Source organism: Streptomyces sp. NPDC001634 (assembly GCF_040298185.1).
Lineage (GTDB): Bacteria > Actinomycetota > Actinomycetes > Streptomycetales > Streptomycetaceae > Streptomyces.
Genome location: NZ_JBEOZU010000001.1, coordinates 19,546 through 36,531, shown reverse-complemented (window position 1 = coordinate 36,531; position 16,986 = coordinate 19,546). Strand labels below are relative to the sequence as shown.

Below are 16,986 nucleotides of genomic sequence, written 5' to 3'. Positions count from 1 at the left end.
CCCCGTCAGACGATCGGGTCGTGGACGGTGACGAGCTTGGTGCCGTCCGGGAAGGTCGCCTCGACCTGGACGTCATGGATCATCTCGGGGATGCCCTCCATGACGTCGTCCCGGGTGAGCAGCTTGCGTCCGGAGGCCATGAGCTCGGCGACCGAGCGGCCGTCACGGGCGCCCTCGAGGATGTGCGACGTGATGAGCGCGACCGCCTCGGGGTGGTTCAGCTTGAGCCCGCGGGCCCGGCGCTTCTCGGCCACGTCGGCCGCCACGTGGATCAGCAGCCTCTCTTGCTCGTGCGGGGTCAGTTGCACGTCCCACCTCACAGTCCCTCGCCCGGACCGTGCGGGGTCCGGTTGCCGCAGCCACGGGGCAAAGTCCCTGGTGGCGTGGATCGGCAGGCTAGTTGGACCGAGTTTCAAGCAAGTTAACCGAGCTGTGATCCGGTCAGCCCCCGGAACGAGGGTCCCGCATGCTCATCAACGCCTGCAGACCCTCCTCGAGGGTCCCCGGGGGCGGCTCGCCGATCACGGCCAGCTGCGCGGCGAACCCCTGGGCGAGCGCGATCATCACCCGCGCCATGGCATCGGCGTCGGCGTCCTCGGAGATCAGTCCCGCGGCCTTGTAGCTCTCCACGACCCTCGCCCAGGCGACGCGGACCCTGTTGTACCCCGTGTGCACCAGCGCGGCCAGCTCGTCGTTGCGCAGGACCTCGGTCCACACCTGGATCAGCAGACGTGGGAAAACCCCCCGGCCGTCGTCCAGCACGCCCGGCCTGACCTGCTTCAGCTGCGCGAGGGCCCGGGCGATCAGCACGTCGGGCAGCGGCGGAGGGGTCTCCACGGCCGCCCCCTCATAGGTGTCGCTCAGCACCTCGAGCACCTCGCCGACGATGGCGGCGATCAGCTCGTCCTTTCCGCTGAAGTAGCGGTAGACGGCGCCTGCGGAGAGGGCGACCTCCTTCAGCACGTCCTGCATCGACGTGGCGTGGAATCCGTTGCGGGCGAAGCAGAGCGCCGCGCCGTCGAGGATCTGGCGGCGGCGGGCGTCGAGGTGTGCCTGGGATACGCGGGCCATGGCAACCAAAGTAAAACGAACATTCCTTCTTTACAAGACGAGCGGATCGCAGCACGGTGGTGCCGCAGCAAAAACGAACGATCATTCTTTTTGAAGTGACTCGCTGAACCCTTCAAGTCCTTCCACCGACATCCCGAGGGGGAACCCATGTCCGCCACGACCGCCGCACCCACCAGGGCATCCACCCCGGCCCTCCCGCGCGGCCGCCGCATGATCGCGGTCGTCGTTCTGATCCCCGCCCTGGCGGCCCTGGCCCTGTGGGCCTTCGCCTGGCCCACCGCCCGTACGGCGCCGCGCCACCTGCCGCTCGGTGTGGCGGGACCCGCCACCGCGACCGCACAGGTGCAGCGGCAGCTTCAGCAACGCGAGGGCGCGTTCGAGATCCACCGCTACGCCGACGAGACGGCGGCCCGTGACGCGATCAAGGACCGGACCGTATACGGCGCGGTGGTCGTGACGGCACAGGGGCCCGAACTGCTGACCGCGTCGGCCGCGAGCCCGCTCGTCGCCCAGCTGCTCCAGCAGGCGGTGGTCCAGCAGGCACCGAGCGGCACCCAGGTCAGGACGGTCGACGTCGTGGCCACCCCCCAGGCCGACCCGCGCGGCGCGACCCTGAACGCCGGCGTGCTGCCGATGGCGCTGGTCGGCATCGCCGCCGGCGCGGTCGTGACCATGCTCGGACTGCGGGGTGTACGCGCCATCGTCTCGCTCGTCGGCGCCGCCGCCCTGGTCGGCGTGGTCGCGGCCGGGATCGCGGACAGCTGGCTGGGGGTCATCACCGGCGACTGGTGGACCGAGGCAGCGGTGTTCGGACTGTCGGCCCTGGCCGTGAGCGGCGCGGTCGCCGGGATGGCAGCCCTGATCGGACAGCACGGCATCGCGCTCACCGCGCTGGTGGTCATGCTGCTCGGCAACCCGTTCTCGGGGGCGTCCTCGGCCCCGCAGATGCTGCCCGAGCCGGTCGGGACGATCGGTCAGTGGCTGCCGCCGGGCGCGGGTGCGTCCCTGCTTCGGTCGGTGGCGTTCTTCGACGGCGCGGCGGCGACCGGCCCCGCACTGACGCTGGCCTGGTGGGCCGCGGGGGGCCTGGGCGCGGTACTGCTCGGAAGCGCGCTGAAGCGGCGCACCGGGAGCGACGAGCCGAACACCACCGCCGAACGGGAGCCCGCCTTCGCCGGCTGACCGTCAGCCGAAGACCCGCCGAAAGAGAACCGCACCGGAACGGACCGTGCACCCCCGCAGTGGCAAACGGGGGGCGCACGGTCTCTTTGCTTCGGCTCTCTCTTCCGTCCTCAGGACGCGCTCGTCTCGGTCCTCAGGAGGCGCCTGTCCCCCGGTGTTCCGCGGTGATGCCGAAGCGGTGCTGCTCGCGTGGGGGCGAGGAGACCTCCCGGACGCTGGAGACCGAGCTGACCACTTGCTCCTCCGCCGCGTCCAGTTCGGCGAGCCTCTCGAGGTCGGCGGCGGAGACCAGGGCGACGAGAGGCTTTCCGTGCCGCGTCACGACGACACGCTCGCCGCCGTACACCACGCGGTTGATCAGATCGGCGAGCTCAGCCCTGGCTTGCGTCACCGGAATCTCGTAGGCCATGTGCTCCAGCTTAGTCCGAGGCCCTGACAGGCCTCTCGGGGCGGAAGATGCGCTCCGGCCCCTTCAGCCGCGCGGTGCTGCCCGGCCGCTGTTTTCGCTCTCAGCATGGTTCACGTCTCCAGCGAACGTACGTCCTGTACATTTTTTACAGGAAGCGATCCCGAGGAGGCGCATGCCATGAACCGACCGACCGCCCGTCACGTCCTGCCCGAGTTCACCGAACGCACCGGATACGGGCACCGGACCCTCGATCCGTACGCGAAGCTGCTGGACGAGCGGATCGTGTTCCTGGGGACCCCGGTCGACGACATGTCGGCGAACGACGTGATGGCGCAGTTCATGCACCTCGAATACCTGGATCCGGACCGGGACATCTCGCTCTACATCAACTCCCCCGGCGGCTCGTTCAGCGCGATGACCGCGATCTACGACACGATGCAGTACGTCAGCTGCGACGTGGAGACGATCTGCCTCGGCCAGGCGGCGTCCGCCGCGGCCGTACTGCTCGCCGGCGGCACACCGGGCAAGCGGTCCGCGCTGCCGGGCGCCCGCGTGCTGATCCACCAGCCGTCCCTGCCCGAGCCCTTGGAGGGGCAGGCCACCGATCTGCTCATCCAGGCCGAGGAATTGACGCGCACCCGCGAGCGGCTGGAGGAGATGCTCGCGCGGCACACCGGGCAGAGCCAGGAGCGGATCGCCGCCGACATCGAGCGGGACAAGATCCTCGACGCACGGGCGGCGGTGGAGTACGGACTGGTCGACCGCATCATTGCGAGCCGCAAGGCCTCGCGTACCGCGCCCGGCGCGAGGTGAGCCGCCGATGCTGCCGCCCGAACTGCCCCCGCTGCCTGCACTGACCCGCGCCGAGGCGGAGTTGATCGACCGTTACCTCGACATCGTCGACCTGCTCGGCCGCATCAATCCGGCGCACTCCGGGGACACGTACCGGGGACTGCGCGCCGCCCAGGCCCTGGTGAGCAAGGCAGCGGCCCTGCGGGACGCGCTGACGCTGATGCACCAGCGCGGGGAGAACGAACTGCATGGCCCGACGCTCGCCCGCGCGCTCCGGGTCCTGGACGGTGAGCGCCGCGCGGCACGAGTCGCGGTTCCGCCGGGACCGGACTGACGGACAGTGACCGTTTCGGCGGAGCAGGACAGTTGACGCGATCGGAATGCTGCTCGTCACGCATGAGGTGACGAACGGCTCCGCCTCCGACTCAAACGAACCAAATGGTGTACCCCCGGTCGGAGTAGGCACCCCTCCGGCCGGGGGCCCGAAAATACTCCGCAACGCGCGTAGCCCCGGGGTCGAATCGGGCGTTTCTGTGCAGGTGGGAGGCTCGTCAGACCCCTCAACCCCCTTCGAACAGGGGGCTGTCCAGCCGAACGGGTGGTTGGTGAGTAACACCACAAACCACCGATTCCATTGTGATTTTCCGACTTCCGTAGGTGAAGATCCCTTCCTGACGACAAGCCCCCGCCACCGCGGCGGGGCGGTCCGGGCGGACGCCGAGTCCTGCCACCGCCCGGATGACCGGTCGACAGGAGTGGATCGGCAGGAGTGGAGGACCCAGCAAGGCGGGCCACCGGAGAGATCCGGACGGTCCTTGGGGTGAAGCCGCGTCAGCGGCCGGGCTACTTCGCCAGCCCGAATCCGACAGGTCATCCTTCACAGGCGGCTGACGAAGGGTTGCGCATGACTGCGCTCAATCGTGTCCCGTCGCTGCTGACCCGGGCCGGTACGGCCTCGGCCCTCACCATCGCCGCCGTCGGCGGCAGCATCGTGGCCCCCGGCGTCGCAGCCGACGCGGTGGCCGCGACTCCGGCGATCAAGGCGCTTCAGATCGCGGCGTCGAAGAAGGGGTCCCCCTACCAGTGGGGCGCCGCCGGACCGCGCCGCTTCGACTGCTCGGGGCTCACGCTCTACGCGTACAAGAAGGCGGGCAAGACCCTGCCCCGTACGGCCGCGGCACAGTACAACAAGACGCACCACATCTCGGCCTCGCAGCGCAGGGCGGGAGACCTGGTGTTCTTCCACTCGGGCCGGAACATCTACCACGTCGGCATCTATGCCGGGAAGGGAAAGATCTGGCACTCCCCGAAGACCGGTTCCGTGGTCCGGCTCGAGAAGATCTGGACGAGGAGCGTGTGGTACGGCCGGGTGAGCTGACACGGCCGGGTGGGGTGACGGCACGGTGCGCCGTCACCCCACCAGGGCGTGAGGAGGGCCGGAACGGTTACTCGTTCACCATGGGCGACCGACCTCCCCACCAGGCACGGCACGAAACACCCCTGGAGCGCGCGGACCGCAACTTCGCCGAGTTGCTGCAGGAGCTGCGCGTCACCCAGACCGGGGTGCAGATCCTCTTCGCCTTCCTGCTGACCCTGGCCTTCACCCAGCGCTTCACCACGCTCGACACGGTCCAGCGCGCCACATACGTCACGACGCTCCTGCTGGCCGTTCTGGCGGCGGCCCTGTTCACCACGCCCGCGGCGTTGCACCGCTCGCTCTTCCAGAAGAACGCCAAGCCCGCCATCGTGCGGATCTCCTCCCGCCTCGCCACGGTCGGGATGGCGGTGCTGATGCTGGCGTTCACCGGGTCGGTGCTGCTGGTGGTGGACGTCTCGCTCGGCCGGACCGCCGGCATCGCCGCCGGGGCGGGGACGCTCCTGGTGTGCTTGGGCCTGTGGCGCGTCCTTCCCTGGCTGGTACGGCGCGCGGTCGTCACACCCCGAGGGGCCCCGGAAGAAGGCGACCGAGAACACTCCGGGCAGTCCCGGTGACCGCCTCCACCGAACGCAACCCGCCGAACACGCAGACCAACCTGCGGCTCGCGCGGCCCGCCATGACCGACTACACCGGCACGGTCCACGGCAGCTCGATCGCGACCGTCTTGCCTCCGTCGCGGGTGGGCCGCACGCTCAGCTTGCCGCCGTACTCCGCGGTCAGCCATCGGATGATCACCATGCCGCGGCCGTTGTCCTGCTGCACGGCCGCGGGCAAGCGCTTCGGAAAGCGCGGGTGACTGTCGGTGACGCCGATGCGCAGTAACTCGTCCCGGTCGAGCGCGATGTCGACCGTGAACGTGGGCGACAGCCCGAAGGTGTGCTGCACGGCATTGGTGGCCAGTTCGGACACGATCAGGCGCACGGTGTCGGCGGCTTCTGTGTCACTCGGCAGGCCCCACTCTGCGAGCACACTCGTGACGTATTGCCGGGCGGCGGAAACCGAGGCGGGATCGCTCGGCAGAGTGACGGATGCTTCCTGATGGTCTGCCATGGCGACGTCGTCCCTTTCCCACGGGACCGGAGTCCGACACGGAGTGGTTGGTTCGAGTACGGTCCCGGACTTGGTGCTGCGCGCCAGACTGCCATCACCAGGGCTCTCTCGGGTGCGATCCCCCGAGATATGCATATATCTGTCGCTCGAAGCGGTGAACTCTCCGACGACCGACCGTATTTGGGCGGCCCCCGGGCCCATCCTCTACCGTCGCCGTGAAAACCGCGCGCCGTGCGGAAGGAGTCGGCCATGCAGTACGGACCAGCGGTACGCCGCCGCAAACTCGGCGCCGAATTGCGCGCCCTGCGCGCCCGGGCCACTCTCACGAGCGGCGAGGCGGCCGCGCTCGTCGGCTGGCACCAGTCGAAGGTGAGCCGGATCGAGACGGGCGCCAGCGGGGTCAAGCCGGCGGACGTACGACTGCTGCTGGACGCGTACGGCGTTCAGGACCCCGAGCTGCGGGACCTTCTCCTGGTGTTGGCGGGCTCGGAGGACGGTGGCGGCCGGCAGAACTGGTGGCACGCCTACCGTGGGGTGCTGCCGCCCACCTACCGGGACTTCATCAGCCTGGAGAGCCAGGCGAGCGGGATGCGCACACTGGAGACGTCGGTGGTGCCGGGGCTGCTGCAGACGCCGGAGTACGCCCGGGCGGTGACGCGGGCCGCCCTCGCCACCTTGGAGGACACCCAGCTGGACGCCCTGGTGGAGGTACGGCTGGCCCGGCAGGACGTACTGCGGGCGCATCCGCCGCTCGAGCTGAGCGCCGTCCTGGACGAGGCGGTGCTGCGCAGGGAGGTCGGCGGGCCGGAGATCATGGCGCGGCAGCTGGAGCGGCTCCTGGAGGCGGCCAGGCTGCCGCAAGTGCGGCTGCAGGTGTTGCCGTTCGCCGCCGGGGCACACATCGGCATCACCGGGCCTTTCGTTATCTTCTCATTTCCGAGCAGATCCGATCTGGATGTGGTTGTTCTCGACCACTTGACGAGTAGCCTCTATCTCGAGCGGAAAGAAGACCTCCAGGCCTACAGCGAGGCCTTCAACTCCCTTCAGATCCACGCCCTTTCGCCCGAGGACTCGTTGGATTACATCGCCGCGTTAACCGGCGGTTCGTAAGGAGGCGCCATGTCAGCACTGCCTCGGCACATCCCGTCCAGCATCTCGCTGCACGGCGTGCGATGGCTTCGCAGCAGCCGTAGTACAGGAATGAACAACTGCGTCGAGACCGCCCGCCCGGACACAGGCCGCTGGTCCGGACTGGTCGCCGTGCGCGATTCCAAGAACGTCAACGGACCCGCTCTCGTCTTCGCCCCCGACGCCTGGGAGGATTTCCTCGCCGGACTGAGCTGATCACTTCCGCGCGACTCGGTCGCATTTGAGCCAATTTCGAGCCCAATTCCAAGTCACTTCCGTACGACGCGCGATGCACGGCCGTTTCGCCGACTTACGGTCGCGTTTCGCCGGTTCGCCGCGTCTCGTGGTTCACGGTCGCGTCTCGCCGATCACGCGTACGGCGTGCTCGATCTGCCCGTCGGTGAGGTCCGCACGGGCGGTCAGCCGCAGCCGCGAGATGCCGTCGGGCACCGACGGTGGGCGGAAGCAGCCGACGGCGACCCCCGCCGCCCGGCAGTCCGCCGCCCACCGTACGGCATGTTCGGGGGAGGGTGCCCGTACGGAGACGACCGCCGCGTCCGGCCGTACCGCCTCATGACCCTCCGCCGTGAGGCGGGTGTGCAGGGCCGTCGCCACCGCGCGGGCCCGGGCGGCGCGCTCCGGCTCGCGGCGCAGCAGTCGCAGCGCCGCGAGTGCAGCGCCCACCGCGGCCGGGGCGAGGCCGGTGTCGAAGATGAACGTCCGGGCCGCGTTGACCAGGTGGTCGATGACGTGCGCCGGGCCGAGGACGGCACCCCCCTGACTGCCCAGCGACTTCGACAGCGTCACCGTGACCACCACGTCCGGCGCGCCCGCGAGCCCCGCCGCGTGCGGGGCGCCGCGGCCGCCGGCGCCGAGGACGCCGAGCCCGTGTGCGTCGTCGACGATCAGTCCCGCGTCGAACTCCCGGCAGACGGCGGCCAGCTCGGCCAGCGGGGCCGCATCGCCGTCCACCGAGAAGACCGTGTCGGAGACCGCGACCGCGGCTCCCGGGTGGGTGTCCAGCGCCTTGCGCGCGGCGTCGGGGTCGGCGTGCGCGACGACCTGCGTGATACCGCGCGCGAGCCGGCAACCGTCGATGAGCGAGGCGTGGTTGCCCGCGTCGGAGACGATCAGAGAACCGTGCGGTGCGAGCGCGGTGACCGCGGCGAGGTTGGCCGCGTACCCGGAGGAGAAGACGAGGGCCGCCTCGAAGCCGCAGAAGTCCGCCAGTTCGCGCTCCAGCTCACCGTGCAGTTCGGTGGTGCCCGTGACGAGCCGGGAGCCGGTGGAGCCGCCGCCCCACAGCCGGGCCGCCCGGGCCGCGCCCTCGGTGATCTCGGGATGGCGGGCGAGGCCCAGGTAGTCGTTGCTCGCGAGGTCGAGGAGCGGGGAGTCGGCCGCGCGCGGGCGCAGGGTGCGGACGAGTCCGGCCCCGCGGCGCGCCCGCGCCTGCTCGTCGATCCAGCCGAACGCCATGGGTCCTCCGGGGCTTTTGTAGGCAGTGCACAGACACTAGCGGGACGACCAGCCGCCCAGGGTGTGGCAATACCCACACGTCGAACGGTGTCTCTTGTGCAAACTCTCCTTGGCCCGGGGCGGTCCCGTAGGACAGGATCGGCTCTCATGGACCTGCTGAACACGCTGGTGGACAAGGGGCTGCGGCGCGAGCTGCCGACCCGCGAGGAAGCTCTGGCCGTCCTCGCCACTTCCGACGACGACGTGCTCGATGTGGTGGCCGCGGCCGGCAAGGTACGCCGCCACTGGTTCGGCCGACGGGTGAAACTCAACTATCTCGTCAACCTGAAGTCCGGCCTGTGCCCCGAGGACTGTTCCTACTGTTCCCAGCGGCTCGGCTCGAAGGCCGACATCCTCAAGTACACCTGGCTCAAGCCTCATGAGGCCTCCGAGGCCGCGGCGGCCGGAGTCGCGGGCGGGGCCAAGAGGGTCTGCCTGGTGGCGAGCGGCCGCGGGCCCACCGACCGGGACGTGGACCGGGTCTCCGACACCATCAAGACCATCAAGGCGCAGAACGAGGGCATCGAGGTGTGCGCCTGCCTCGGTCTGCTCTCCGACGGCCAGGCGGAGCGGCTGCGCGATGCGGGCGCCGACGCCTACAACCACAACCTGAACACGTCCGAGGGGACATACGGGGACATCACCACCACGCACACGTACGCCGACCGTGTCGACACGGTCCACAAGGCGCACGAGGCAGGTCTGTCGGCCTGCTCGGGCCTGATCGCCGGCATGGGCGAGAGCGACGAGGACCTGGTCGACGTCGTCTTCTCCCTGCGGGAGCTGGACCCGGACTCGGTGCCGGTCAACTTCCTCATCCCGTTCGAGGGCACCCCGCTCGCCAAGGAGTGGAATCTGACCCCGCAGCGGTGTCTGCGGATCCTGGCGATGGTGCGTTTTGTGTGCCCGGACGTCGAGGTGCGCATCGCGGGCGGCCGCGAGGTCCATCTCCGTACGATGCAGCCGCTGGCCCTGCACCTGGCCAACTCGATCTTCCTGGGCGACTATCTGACCAGTGAGGGCCAGGCGGGCAAGGCGGACCTGGAGATGATCGCGGACGCCGGCTTCGAGGTGGAGGGCGCCGACCAGGTGACGCTGCCGCAGCACCGGGCCGCGACGGGCGGATGCGGGTCGCACGAGGGCGCCGGATGCGGTTCGCACGGGGACGCCGGGTGCGGGTCCCACGAGGGCGGCGGTCTCTGTGGTTCCGTCGCCGCCTCCCCCGCGCAGGCGGGCGAGCCCCGTACGGACCTGGTCGCCGTGCGCCGTCGTGGTGCCGGAACGGATCTCGCGCCCAATGCCTGACCTGTCCGTGGACGAGCTGCTGGCGCTGGACCGGCAGCATGTCTGGCATCCGTACGGTCCCATGCCCGGGCGGCAGGAGCCGCTCGTCGTGGAGTCGGCGAGCGGCGTACGGCTGCGCCTGGCCGACGGCTCCGGCGAGTTGGTCGACGGCATGTCGTCCTGGTGGTCGGCGATCCACGGTTACAACCACCCGGTGCTCAACGAGGCCGCGCGGGAACAGCTGGCGCGGATGAGTCATGTGATGTTCGGCGGGCTCACCCACAAGCCCGCCGTCCGGCTCGCAAAGCTCCTTGTCGACATGTCGCCCGATGGTCTGGAGCACGTCTTCCTCGCCGACTCCGGCTCGGTCTCGGTCGAGGTCGCGGTCAAGATGTGCCTGCAGTACTGGCGCTCGCTCGGCCGCCCCGGCAAGCAGCGCCTACTGACCTGGCGCGGCGGCTATCACGGCGACACCTGGAACCCGATGTCCGTGTGCGACCCCGAGGGCGGGATGCACGAGCTGTGGCGGGGTGTCCTGCCCCAGCAGGTGTTCACCGACGCACCTCCGGCCGCGTACGAGGAGTCGTACGCCGACCATCTGCGCTCCGCGATCGAACGGCACGCGGACGAACTGGCCGCCGTGATCGTCGAGCCGGTGGTGCAGGGCGCGGGCGGCATGCGGTTCCACTCCCCCGCCTATCTGCGCGTGCTGCGCGAGGCGTGTGACGCGCATGACGTGCTGCTCGTGTTCGACGAGATCGCGACGGGGTTCGGGCGCACGGGCGCGCTGTTCGCCGCGGACCATGCGGCGGTGACGCCGGATGTGATGTGCGTGGGCAAAGCGCTGACCGGCGGCTACCTGACCATGGCGGCGACGCTGTGCACCCCGCGGGTGGCCGACGGAATCTCCCGGGGCGAGGTGCCGGTACTCGCCCACGGCCCCACCTTCATGGGCAATCCGCTGGCCGCCGCCGTGGCCTGCGCGTCGATCGACCTGCTGCTCGGCCAGGACTGGCAGTCGGAGGTCAAGCGGATCGAGAGCGGGCTGCGCGAAGGACTCGAGGAGGCTGCCTCCGTGCCGGGGGTGCGCGAGGTACGGGTCCTCGGTGCCATCGGTGTCGTCCAGCTCGACCACGAGGTGGACATGGCGGCGGCGACACGGGCCGCGGTGCGCGAGGGCGTGTGGCTGCGGCCGTTCCGCGACCTCATCTACACGATGCCGCCATACGTGACCGGCGACGCGGACGTGGCACGGATCGCGCGCGCCGTGTGCGCGGCGGCACGGGAAGGGTGACATGTCGGTACTGGTGATCACGGGGACCGGCACGGAGGTCGGCAAGACGGTGACGACCGCGGCCGTCGCGGCGGTGGCCGTCGCCGCCGGGCGGTCGGTGGCCGTGCTCAAGCCCGCGCAGACGGGCGTACAACCGGACGAGCGTGGGGACGCCGAAGAGGTGGCCCGGCTGGCGGGTGCGCTCACCACACTCGAACTGGCCCGGTATCCCGAACCGTTGGCCCCCGCGACGGCCGCCCGGCGCGCCGGGTTGGCGCCGGTGCGGCCGCACGACGTGGCGGAGGCGGCCGCCAAACTGGCCACCGAGCACGACCTCGTCCTCGTCGAGGGCGCGGGCGGGCTGCTCGTACGGTTCGACGAAGAGGGCGGCACCCTGGCCGATGTGGCGCGGCTGTTGGAGGCGCCGGTGCTGGTGGTCGCGTCGGCGGGCCTCGGCACGCTGAACACGACCGAGCTGACGGCGCGTGAACTCCGCCGCCGGGGCATTGACATGACGGGTGTGGTGATCGGCAGCTGGCCCAAGTCGGCCGATCTCGCCTCGCGGTGCAATCTGGTGGATCTTCCGTCGGTGGCCGAGGCACCGCTGCTCGGTGCGCTGCCCTCGGGAGCGGGGGCGTACGCGCCCGAGGACTTCCGTGCCGGGGCGCCCGGCTGGCTGGCGCCCCGGCTGGGCGGGACGTGGGACGCGGAGGCATTCGCCTCGGCGTTCGCACCGTAGGTCCGAGGGTCCAAGAGGTCCGAGGGGTCCGTCCGAGAGGGCCGAGCGAGCCGAGCGGTCGGAGGAGCCGGTTCCCGCTGCGACGGGGACACGGAACGGGCGTGCGTGGGGCGCACGCGGGGGAGAATCGCTGTACCACCCGTCCTCCGCCACCAGGAGGCCCCTATGCCGGATCGCGCCCCCAAGGACGCCGTTCACCACCCCCTCTTCGCCCGCTTCTACGCCCGCCTCAGCGTGGCCGCCGAACGAACGATGGGTCCGCACCGTGATGCTCTCCTCGCCGGTCTGTCGGGGCGGGTCATCGAGATCGGCGCGGGCAACGGTCTGAACTTCGCGCACTACCCCGGCACGGTGGCCGAGGTGGTCGCGATCGAACCCGAGCGTGCGCTGCGGCAGCTTGCGGCGACCGCGGCTCTGCGCGCCGATGTGCCCGTGGACGTGGTGCCGGGTGCGGCGGAGGCGCTGCCGGTGAAGAGCGAGGCCTTCGACGCCGCGGTCGTGTCGCTGGTGCTGTGCAGCGTACGGGATGTCACGCGCGCCCTGTCGGAGCTACGGCGTGTGCTGCGCCCCGGCGGTGAGCTGCGGTTCTTCGAACACGGCAGGGGCGGCGGGCGCGCGATGGAGGCCACCCAGCGCACCCTGGACCGCACCGTGTGGCCGCGGCTGTTCGGCGGCTGCCACGTCGGCCGGGACCCGGTCGCCGCGATCCGGTCGGCCGGCTTCGAACTCGGGCCCTACCGCCAGGTGTTGTTGCCGGAGAAGGGCCTGCGCCTGCCCACCTCGTACTGTGTGCTGGGCACCGCCCGGCGGCCGGCCCTCACGCAGTAGTCACAGGCTCCACTGCCGCAGCTCCTGGGCGATGTCGTGCACCGAGGCCTCGCCGTTCTTGACCAGCCGGGCCAGATCGCGCACCTGCTCCGGCGAGGTGACCACCTTGACGCCGCTGGCGACGAGATAGCCGTAGGCGACCGCGGACGCAAACAGCGCGTTGGAGCGCTCCAGCGCAGGGACGTGCAGCAGGAGTTGGAGCAGGGCGGCGGCGCGCGCGTGCGGGGTGTCGTAGACGGGAACGCCGAATATCTCCGCCTCGTGCCTGCTGACCGCGGCGACGAGCGCACCCCAGTCCGTGACCTGGGGATCTCCGGGCGTCTTCTGTTCGGCGACCATCAGCAGCCAGGCGAGGTCGATTCTGAGATGGCTCAACGGCTCAGCGACGACCTTCGTTCCGGCGCTCGGACGAGCTGTCGCCCCGCCCCTCGCGAGCGGCGCCGAACTCTTCGGCGAAGACGGACTCGTACTGCTTCATGAAGTCGGTGGCGGCCTCGACAAACGTGTGGCCGACCTCGCCGGTGTCCTGCCGGACCAGCTCTTCTATGTAGCGGTTGACGCTCATGCCGCGCTCCAGGGCACGCTCGCGGGCTGCTCGGGCGGTGTCTTCGTCCACCCGCACGTTCAGCTGGGTCTTCGCCATACCTCGACGCTAGCGCGGGTGTGCTAGCACCGGCAAGGGGGCGGCGGGGTCCATCACAGGGTGGAGCGTGCCCCTTACATCGGTATCAGGGGCACGACCTGTGGTGGAGACGCGCCTGGACTTCGGGGGGATACCGAGTGTGCAGTGCGTCACATTACGCTCGGCGGGACAAGGTAACCATGGACGCCGGGATGTCCACGATCGAGGAGGCGGTCTTGTCCACTGCTGCTGCGGAGCACGCTCCGGGTCGCGCGGAGGCGGACGGGTTCGCCGCCCGCGCCCGGAGCCTGACAAAGGCATACGGCTCGGGCGAGACTTCGGTGCTCGCCCTCGACGCGGTCGACGTGGACATCGCACGCGGCCGCTTCACCGCGGTCATGGGGCCCTCGGGCTCCGGGAAGTCCACGCTGATGCACTGCCTGGCGGGGCTCGACACGGTATCGGCCGGTCAGGTGTGGCTCGGCGATACCGAGATCACGCGCCTGAAGGACCGCGAGCTCACCCGGCTGCGCCGGGACCGGATCGGTTTTATGTTCCAGTCGTTCAATCTGATCCCGACGCTCAACGCGGCCGAGAACATCACACTGCCCATGGACATCGCGGGCCAGAAGCCCGACCGGAAGTGGCTGGACCAGGTGATCGACACGCTCGGGCTGCGGGACCGGCTGGGACACCGGCCGGCGCAGCTGTCCGGCGGTCAGCAGCAGCGTGTCGCCTGCGCCCGGGCGCTCGCCTCGCGCCCCGAGCTGATCTTCGCGGACGAGCCGACGGGCAACCTCGACTCCCGGGCCGGGCTCGAGGTCCTGGGCTTCCTGCGCGAGGCTGTCGACAATCTTGGGCAGACGGTCGTCATGGTCACGCACGACCCGGGCGCGGCGGCCCACTCCGACCTGGTGCTGTTCCTGGCGGACGGGCGGATCGTGGACGAGATGGAGCGGCCGACGGCAGAGGCGGTGCTCGAACGCATGAAGCGTTTCGACACGATCCGGGCGACCTCCGGCGAGACGCCCGCTCACGAGGACTGAAGAACCGAGGACTGGGGCAATCGTGCTGAAGGCGACTCTGCGCAGCTTCCTCGCGCACAAGGGACGGCTGGCGCTCTCGGCCCTGGCCGTCATCCTGTCCGTGGCGTTCGTCGCGGGCAGCCTGATCTTCTCGGACACGGTCACCCGTACCTTCGACCGCCTGTTCGCCTCGACAGCGGCCGATGTGACCGTGAGCCCCAAGGAGGACCTCACCTCACGGGTCCCCTCCGGGGTCACCGCGACGCTCCCCGCCTCGCTCGCCGCACGAGTGGCCACCGTCGCCGGCGTCGCGGCGACCCATGTGGACGCGGCCGTCACCGACATCACGGTCGTCGACCACAAGAACGACCCCGTGGGACCGACGACCGGCGCGCCCACCATCGCCAAGAACTGGTACGTCACCGACCGCAGCCCGGTGAAGCTGACGTCCGGGCATGCTCCGCAGGGCCCCGGCGAGGCGCTCCTGGACGCGGACACCGCCCGGCACAAGCACGTGAGGATCGGCGACACGCTGAGGGTGCTCGCCCAGCCCGGCTCGTTCCCGGTGCGGGTCGTCGGGATCGCCACCTTCACCACCACCAACCCGGGCGCCGCCCTGGTCTTCCTGGACACCCCGACCGCCCAGACAAAGCTGCTTGGCCGGCCCGACCTGGCGACCAGCATCTCGGTCGACGCGGCTCCGGGCGTCAGCGACGCACAGCTCAAGCAGCGGATCGCCGCACAGCTCCACTCCTCCGCCTACGACCTCAGGACCGCGAGCGAACAGGCCAAGTCCAACACCGACCAGCTCGGCGCGTTCCTCGACGTGATCAAGTACGTGATGCTGGGCTTCGCCGGGATCGCCGTGCTCGTGGGCGTGTTCCTCATCGTCAACACGTTCTCGATGCTCATCGCCCAGCGCACCCGCGAACTGGGCCTGCTGCGCGCCCTGGGCGCCGACCGGCGGCAGGTGCGCCGGTCCGTGCTGACGGAGGCGCTGCTGCTCGGCCTGGTCGGTTCGACGATCGGACTCGCCGCGGGCATCGGGCTCGCGGCCGGGCTCATCCGGCTGATGAGCGCGTTCGGCATGAACCTGAAGTCCACCGAGATGGTGATCGGCTGGCCGACTCCCGTCGCAGCGTACGTCGTCGGGGTCGGCGTGACGTTCGTGGCCGCGTATCTCCCGGCTCGGCGCGCGGCCGGCGTCTCCCCCATGGCTGCCCTCGCGGACGCCGAGGTCGCCGGTGTGGGGCGGCCGTTGAGGGTCCGTGCGGTGGCGGGCGCGATCGTGGGCGCCCTCGGCGTGGCCGCGCTGGCGGGATGCGTCCGGGCGGCGAAGACGGCCCAGGCGGCCTCGCTCCTCGGGCTCGGAGTGGTTCTCACTCTCGTCGCCACCGTGATCGCGGGCCCCCTGCTGGTGCGTCCGGTGATCCGTGTGCTGGGCGCCGCCTTCCCCGCCCTGTTCGGTTCGATCGGCCGGATGAGCCAGCGCAACGCCCTGCGCAATCCGCGCCGCACCGGCGCCACCGCGTCCGCCCTGATGGTCGGGCTCGCCCTGGTGGGCGGGATGTCGGTGGCGAGCGCGTCGATGTCCAAGTCGTTCGACCAGCAGATCGACAAGACGCTGGGCGCCGACTTCGTGGTGCAGAACCGCAATTTCCAGCCCTTCCCGCACGAGATCACCGACCGGGTCCGCGCCACGGACGGCGCCGGGCTCGTCGTACGCCAGCGGTTCACACCCGTCGCGGTGCGGCTGCCGGACGGCAAACGGGTCGAGACGACCGCCGCGGGCTACGATCCCCGGCTCGACGACGTCGCCCACATCGCCTACGCCCGGGGCAACACGGCCGCCGCACTCGCGAACGGCGCCATCGCGATGGACGTGAAGTTCGCGAACGACCACGACGTCCGCGTCGGCAGCACGATCCCCGTCCAGTTCCCGGCCGGGCGCCACACCGATCTCAAGGTCGGCGCACTCACCGACCAGGGCGGATCGGAGGGCTTCGGTACGCAGGGCGGACTGTTCTTCGGGATGGCGACGCTCCAGAAGTACGTGCCGGACGGACAGGACTCCGCGCTGTACGTGAACGCCGGGCCCGGCACCTCCAAGGATCAGCTGCGCTCCCACCTCGAGAAGACCCTCGACGCGTACCCCCAGGTCCAGGTGCGCGACCAGGCCGACTACAAGAAGCTGGTGCACGACCAGATCGCGGTGCTGCTCTACCTCGTGTACGCACTGCTCGGCCTGGCGATCGTCATCGCGGTGCTCGGAGTGGTCAACACGCTGGCCCTGTCGGTCGTCGAGCGCACCCGCGAGATCGGGCTGCTGCGCGCGATCGGGCTCGCCCGGCGGCAACTGCGCCGGATGATCCGGCTGGAGTCGGTGGTGATCGCCGTGTTCGGGGCCGTCCTGGGGCTGGCGCTGGGGCTTGTGTGGGGCGTGTGCACCCAGCAGGTGCTCGCGCTGCAGGGCATGAAGGCGCTGGCGATCCCCTGGGGCACGATCATCGCTGTGGTGGTGGGTTCGGCGGTCGTGGGCGTGGTGGCGGCGCTGCTGCCTGCGTTGCGTGCATCGCGCATGAATGTGCTGGCGGCCATCGCACACGAATGATGGAATCGCGTTCACGTAC

Annotated in this window: 20 protein-coding genes and 1 riboswitch; of the genes, 13 read left to right on the top strand and 7 right to left on the bottom strand. The window is 70.4% G+C overall.

Annotated features, from left to right (window positions below; all coding sequences use genetic code 11):
- Positions 1-5: 5 nt before the first annotated feature.
- Together ABT186_RS00195 and ABT186_RS00190 are read right to left on the bottom strand one after the other, a co-directional pair.
- Positions 6-308, bottom strand: coding sequence for an urease subunit gamma (locus ABT186_RS00195; protein ID WP_141310265.1), 303 nt, complete (start codon positions 306-308; stop codon positions 6-8).
- A 133-nt stretch (positions 309-441) separates the two neighbouring features.
- Positions 442-1,071: a TetR/AcrR family transcriptional regulator gene (locus tag ABT186_RS00190; RefSeq protein WP_351227670.1), complete on the bottom strand. Its 630-nt coding sequence runs from the start codon at positions 1,069-1,071 to the stop codon at positions 442-444.
- A gap of 147 nt (positions 1,072-1,218) precedes the next feature.
- Here ABT186_RS00190 and ABT186_RS00185 point away from each other — a divergent pair, with 147 nt between their 5' ends.
- Entirely contained in the window at positions 1,219-2,253 is a 1,035-nt protein-coding gene (locus ABT186_RS00185) for an ABC transporter permease (protein ID WP_351227668.1), read from the top strand.
- Positions 2,254-2,386: 133 nt separating this feature from the next.
- Here ABT186_RS00185 and ABT186_RS00180 read toward each other — a convergent pair whose 3' ends face one another.
- Positions 2,387-2,662: a type II toxin-antitoxin system Phd/YefM family antitoxin gene (locus ABT186_RS00180; protein ID WP_351227666.1), complete on the bottom strand. Its 276-nt coding sequence runs from the start codon at positions 2,660-2,662 to the stop codon at positions 2,387-2,389.
- Between the two features lie 177 nt (positions 2,663-2,839).
- On the opposite strand from ABT186_RS00180, the gene ABT186_RS00175 reads away from it, so the two are divergent.
- The 4 genes from ABT186_RS00175 to ABT186_RS00160 all read left to right on the top strand — a co-directional run bounded on the left by ABT186_RS00175 (position 2,840) and on the right by ABT186_RS00160 (position 5,446).
- Positions 2,840-3,475, top strand: a complete 636-nt coding sequence (locus ABT186_RS00175) for an ATP-dependent Clp protease proteolytic subunit (RefSeq protein ID WP_351922707.1) — start codon at positions 2,840-2,842, stop codon at positions 3,473-3,475.
- A gap of 7 nt (positions 3,476-3,482) precedes the next feature.
- On the top strand, positions 3,483-3,788 hold the full coding sequence (locus ABT186_RS00170) for a hypothetical protein (RefSeq protein WP_351227662.1): 306 nt from the start codon (positions 3,483-3,485) through the stop codon (positions 3,786-3,788).
- Between the two features lie 381 nt (positions 3,789-4,169).
- Positions 4,170-4,354, top strand: a riboswitch (cyclic di-AMP (ydaO/yuaA leader).
- A 4-nt stretch (positions 4,355-4,358) separates the two neighbouring features.
- Positions 4,359-4,832 carry a C40 family peptidase gene (locus ABT186_RS00165; protein ID WP_351227660.1) on the top strand — a complete coding sequence of 158 codons (474 nt, stop codon included), beginning with the start codon at positions 4,359-4,361 and terminating at the stop codon, positions 4,830-4,832.
- An 80-nt stretch (positions 4,833-4,912) separates the two neighbouring features.
- Positions 4,913-5,446 carry a DUF6328 family protein gene (locus tag ABT186_RS00160; RefSeq protein WP_351227658.1) on the top strand — a complete coding sequence of 178 codons (534 nt, stop codon included), beginning with the start codon at positions 4,913-4,915 and terminating at the stop codon, positions 5,444-5,446.
- A 70-nt stretch (positions 5,447-5,516) separates the two neighbouring features.
- Here ABT186_RS00160 and ABT186_RS00155 read toward each other — a convergent pair whose 3' ends face one another.
- Complete coding sequence (locus ABT186_RS00155) at positions 5,517-5,942, bottom strand: ATP-binding protein (RefSeq protein ID WP_351227656.1); 426 nt, start codon at positions 5,940-5,942, stop codon at positions 5,517-5,519.
- Positions 5,943-6,191: 249 nt separating this feature from the next.
- Between ABT186_RS00155 and ABT186_RS00150 the strand changes: the two genes are divergently transcribed.
- On the top strand, positions 6,192-7,052 hold the full coding sequence (locus ABT186_RS00150) for a helix-turn-helix domain-containing protein (RefSeq protein WP_351227654.1): 861 nt from the start codon (positions 6,192-6,194) through the stop codon (positions 7,050-7,052).
- Positions 7,053-7,061: 9 nt separating this feature from the next.
- Positions 7,062-7,286: a DUF397 domain-containing protein gene (locus ABT186_RS00145; RefSeq protein WP_351227652.1), complete on the top strand. Its 225-nt coding sequence runs from the start codon at positions 7,062-7,064 to the stop codon at positions 7,284-7,286.
- 132 nt (positions 7,287-7,418) lie between these two features.
- On the opposite strand, the gene ABT186_RS00140 is transcribed toward ABT186_RS00145, so the two are convergent.
- Positions 7,419-8,546, bottom strand: a complete 1,128-nt coding sequence (locus ABT186_RS00140; protein ID WP_351922705.1) for an 8-amino-7-oxononanoate synthase — start codon at positions 8,544-8,546, stop codon at positions 7,419-7,421.
- A gap of 147 nt (positions 8,547-8,693) precedes the next feature.
- Here ABT186_RS00140 and bioB point away from each other — a divergent pair, with 147 nt between their 5' ends.
- The 4 genes from bioB to ABT186_RS00120 all read left to right on the top strand — a co-directional run bounded on the left by bioB (position 8,694) and on the right by ABT186_RS00120 (position 12,709).
- Positions 8,694-9,890, top strand: a complete 1,197-nt coding sequence (gene bioB / locus ABT186_RS00135; RefSeq protein WP_351922703.1) for a biotin synthase BioB — start codon at positions 8,694-8,696, stop codon at positions 9,888-9,890.
- Positions 9,883-11,163 carry an adenosylmethionine--8-amino-7-oxononanoate transaminase gene (locus ABT186_RS00130; protein WP_351922701.1) on the top strand — a complete coding sequence of 427 codons (1,281 nt, stop codon included), beginning with the start codon at positions 9,883-9,885 and terminating at the stop codon, positions 11,161-11,163. The genes bioB and ABT186_RS00130 overlap by 8 nt, the downstream gene beginning before the upstream one ends.
- Before the next feature lies 1 nt (position 11,164).
- Positions 11,165-11,881, top strand: a complete 717-nt coding sequence (bioD, locus tag ABT186_RS00125; protein ID WP_351227644.1) for a dethiobiotin synthase — start codon at positions 11,165-11,167, stop codon at positions 11,879-11,881.
- A 165-nt stretch (positions 11,882-12,046) separates the two neighbouring features.
- Entirely contained in the window at positions 12,047-12,709 is a 663-nt protein-coding gene (locus ABT186_RS00120; protein ID WP_351227642.1) for a class I SAM-dependent methyltransferase, read from the top strand.
- Here ABT186_RS00120 and ABT186_RS00115 read toward each other — a convergent pair whose 3' ends face one another.
- Both ABT186_RS00115 and ABT186_RS00110 read right to left on the bottom strand, forming a co-directional pair.
- A complete protein-coding gene (locus tag ABT186_RS00115; RefSeq protein WP_351227640.1) occupies positions 12,710-13,084 on the bottom strand; it encodes a fic family toxin-antitoxin system, toxin component in 375 nt (124 codons plus the stop codon).
- Between the two features lie 4 nt (positions 13,085-13,088).
- Positions 13,089-13,352, bottom strand: coding sequence for an antitoxin (locus ABT186_RS00110; RefSeq protein ID WP_351227638.1), 264 nt, complete (start codon positions 13,350-13,352; stop codon positions 13,089-13,091).
- Positions 13,353-13,567: 215 nt separating this feature from the next.
- Here ABT186_RS00110 and ABT186_RS00105 point away from each other — a divergent pair, with 215 nt between their 5' ends.
- Both ABT186_RS00105 and ABT186_RS00100 read left to right on the top strand, forming a co-directional pair.
- Positions 13,568-14,377: an ABC transporter ATP-binding protein gene (locus ABT186_RS00105; RefSeq protein ID WP_351227698.1), complete on the top strand. Its 810-nt coding sequence runs from the start codon at positions 13,568-13,570 to the stop codon at positions 14,375-14,377.
- 22 nt (positions 14,378-14,399) lie between these two features.
- Positions 14,400-16,967: an ABC transporter permease gene (locus tag ABT186_RS00100; RefSeq protein WP_351227636.1), complete on the top strand. Its 2,568-nt coding sequence runs from the start codon at positions 14,400-14,402 to the stop codon at positions 16,965-16,967.
- The last annotated feature ends 19 nt before the right edge of the window (positions 16,968-16,986 follow it).